The sequence below is a fragment of the Streptomyces sp. 150FB genome, from assembly GCF_000818195.1.
Taxonomy (GTDB): domain Bacteria; phylum Actinomycetota; class Actinomycetes; order Streptomycetales; family Streptomycetaceae; genus Streptomyces.
This window is the reverse complement of the sequence record NZ_JTHL01000001.1, coordinates 6718892-6722425: the sequence shown is the minus strand read 5'-3', so window position 1 is coordinate 6722425 and position 3534 is coordinate 6718892. Positions and strand designations below refer to the sequence as shown.

At 74.5% G+C, this 3534-nt stretch carries 1 protein-coding gene; it reads right to left on the bottom strand.

The genetic code is table 11. The annotated features are described in order from the left end of the window. Window positions 1-3534: non-ribosomal peptide synthetase (locus QR77_RS29090; RefSeq protein ID WP_160310961.1), on the bottom strand; the 3534-nt coding region annotated here is incomplete at both ends.

The window sequence follows — 3534 nt, the reverse complement described above, 5'->3', positions numbered from 1 at the left end:
CCCCGCCAGCAGCACGGCCAGGACGGCGACGGGCTGGTGGACGCCGCGGCCGAGTCCGACGGCGACCAGGTCGCCGGGGCGCACGCCGCGCGCCGTCAGGTGGCGGGCGAGCCGGGCGGCCCGCCTGCCGAGTTCGCCGTACGTCACGATCTCGCCGCTCGCGACGAGGGCGACCGCGTCGGGGACCCTCGCGATCGTGTCGAGGACGAGGTGGTGCGGGCAGGCCCGGGCGCGTTCGACAGGCTCGCCCGGCTCGGTCGTGCCGGTCGTACCGGGCCTGCCGGTCGTGAGGGCCGCGCGCTCGGCGGGGTCGAGCATGGCGAGGCCGGTGACCGGGGCGTCGGGGGTCGCGGTGGCCGCTGCCAGCAGGGTCAGCAGGTGGTCGCTCATGCGCCGGACGCGCTCGGCTCCGTACAGCGGTGTGCGGTGCACGAACCAGCCCGCGAGGCCCTGTTCGCCGTCCTCGAAGAGCAGGTTCAGATCGGCCTTGGAGAACTCCGCCCCGAGCGGCTCGGGTTCGAGGCTGATCCCGTCGGTGAACGTCATGGGTCCTGCGGGCAGCGGGTCCATGGAGATGCTGTGCCGGGTGAGGGAGCGGCCGTCGAGGCCCAGCGCGTCGACGAGCTGGTCGAAGGGCAGTACCCGGTGTTCGTACGCGTCGAGGACGACGGTCCGGACCTCGCGCAGGAGTGCGCGGAAGCTCTGCCCCGGTGTGACGCGGATACGCAGGGCGACGGTGTCGAGCAGCAGGCCGACAATACCGTCGAGGTCGGGCCTGCCCCGGTCGGCGACCGGCATGGTCAGGACGATCTCGTCGGCCGCACAGTGCCGGGCGAGCACGACGGCGTATCCGGCCAGCAGCGCCATGAACGGGGTAGAGCCGGTCGAGTCAGCCAACTCCCTTATTTTGTTGGAGAGTTCACGCGGTATGGTGAGGCGCTGCGCGGCACCCGCCGAGGTGCCGGCGGACTCGCGCGGCCCGTCGGAGGGCAGTTGCTGGAGCACCGTCCCGGCCAACCGCTCCCGCCAGTGCGCCAGTTCGGTGGCCCGGACCTCGGCGGTCGCGCGGCGGTTCTGCCGGGCGGCGTAGTCGCCGGCGCCGAGCCTGGCGGGAAGGCCGGCGGGGTCGATGCCGTCCGGCGGAACAACCCCCGCATCACGAAGAGTTGTGGAGGCGTCGCGGGCGGCGAGATAGCCGGCCCGGAGGTCGTCGAGGAGGACCCGCACCGACCAGCCGTCGGCGATGACATGGTGCAGGGTCAGTGCGATCACCAACTCCTCGTCACCGAGCCGGATCACGGCCGCGCGTGCCAGCGGCCCCTGCCCCAGGTCGAAGCGGGTGGTGCTCTCGGCGGCGAGGACGCCGGCCAGCTCCCGCTGCCGCCGCTCCTCCCCGAAACCGCGCAGGTCCACTGCGAGCAGCGGGATTTCGGTGTCGTCGGCGACCACGCGGTGCGGTGCCCCGTCGACCGAGGGGAAGGATGTGCGCAGGGCTTCGTGGCGCGCGGCCAGCGCGCTCAGCGCCGTCTCCAGTGCCGCCACGTCGACGGCGCCGCGCATCCGGCACACCACCGGCATGTTGTACGCGGGGTCCCCCGGCGCGAGTTGGTCGGCGAACCAGAGCCTGGCCTCGGCCGCCGAGACCTCGGCGACCCCCTCGGCGCGCGCCTCCACCGGCGGTGCGGCGGCGTCCGGCCCGGCCGCTGTTCCCGTACCGGCCAGCCTGGCGGCGAATCCGGCGACAGTCGGCTCCTCGAAGATCAGCCGCAGCGGCACCGGCAGGCCCAGCTCCTCCCTGACGGCCAGCAGCGCCCGCATGGCGAGCAGCGAGTGCCCGCCGCGTGCGAAGAACCCGTCGCGACGGCCGATCTCGGCGACACCGAGGGTCCGGGCCCAGATCGCGGCGACGCTCTCCTCCAGCCCGGCGGCGGGCGGCTCGTACGCCTCCCCGGACGCCCCCTCGTCCCCGGTGCCCGCACCCGGGTCGGGCAGGGCGCTCCGGTCCACCTTGCCGCTCGCCAACTGCGGGAAGGCGTCGAGGACGACGAAGGCCGCCGGGACGAGGTGGGCGGGCAGCTGCCCGGTCAGCCAGGCGCGCAGCTCGCCAGGGGCCGGGGTGCCGGCGGCACTCGGCAGTACGTACGCCACCAGGCGCGGGCCGCCGGTGTGGTCGTCGCGCACCGCGACGACGGCCTGGCCGACCGAGGGGTGCCCGGCGAGGGCGGACTCGATCTCGCCGGGTTCGATCCGCATGCCACGGATCTTGACCTGCCGGTCGGCGCGGCCCAGGTAGTCGAGGGTGCCGTCGGGACGGCGGCGCACCAGGTCCCCGGTGCGGTAGAGCCTCCCGCCGGGCTCGTCGCCGAACGGGTCGGGGACGAACTGCCGTGCGGTCAGGGCGGATTGTCCGAGGTAGCCACGGGCGAGCTGGATCCCGCCGACGTGGAGCACGCCGGGGACACCGGCCGGCTGCGGGTTCATCCGCTCGTCGAGGACATGGCAGCGGACGTTGTCGACGGGTGTCCCGATCGCCACCCGCGGATCGCCCGGTGAGCAGTGGGCAGCCGTGACGTTGACGGCGGTCTCGGTCGGCCCGTACGCGTTGTACAGCAGGGCGCCGGGGAAGGCGGCCAGGCAGCGCTCGGCCAGCTCGGGCGGCAGCGGTTCGCCCGCGCTCTTGATCACCCGCAGGTGCGGCAGCGGGGTGTCGCCGCCGTGCTCCAACAGCGCGGCCAGCATGGTGGGTACGAACCGTACGTAGCTGACGCGTTCGGCGGCCATCAGCGCGCGCAGGTACTCGGGGTCGCGGTGGCCGCCGGGTTCGGCGACGACCAGCCGGGCGCCTGCGGCGAGCGCGCCGAACACCTCGACAACCGAGTCGTCGAAGGTCACGTTGGTCTTGAGCAGGACGGAGTCGCCGGGACCGAGCCCGAATCGGTCGATCTGCCAGCGGATCTGGTTGTGCGCGGCCGCGTGCGGCACCATCACGCCCTTGGGGCGGCCGGTGGAGCCCGATGTGTAGAAGACGTACGCCAGTTGGCCGGGCAGGGCCGGTGGAAGCTCCCAGCTCTCCGGGCGCGCGGCGATCTCGGCCGCCTGTGTGTCGAGGGGTACGGGGGTGCGCCCGGCGGCGGCCGGCAGGGCGGCGAGGGCCTCCGTGGTGACCACCAGCGCCGCGTCCGCGTCGTCCAGTACGGCGGTGGTGCGGGCGGCCGGGTGGTCGGGGTCCAGCGGCAGGTAGGGCGCTCCGGCCCGGACCGCTGCGACGATCGCCACGACCAGGTCGAAGGACCTGTCCAGCAGGATGCCGACGGGCCGGTCGGGCGCCGCTCCGAGCGCCAGCAGATGGTGGGCGAGCTGGTTGGCCCGCCGGTCGAACTCACCGTAGGTGAGATGCCGTTCGCCCATGGCGAGGGCGACGGCCGCACCGTCGCTCGCCGCCCGCGCCGCGACCATCGCCGCCAGGTCGACCGGCCCCGGGTACGCGGTGACGGGGCCGAGGGCGTGCCGGGCCGTGTCCCGGCGCTCGTCGGT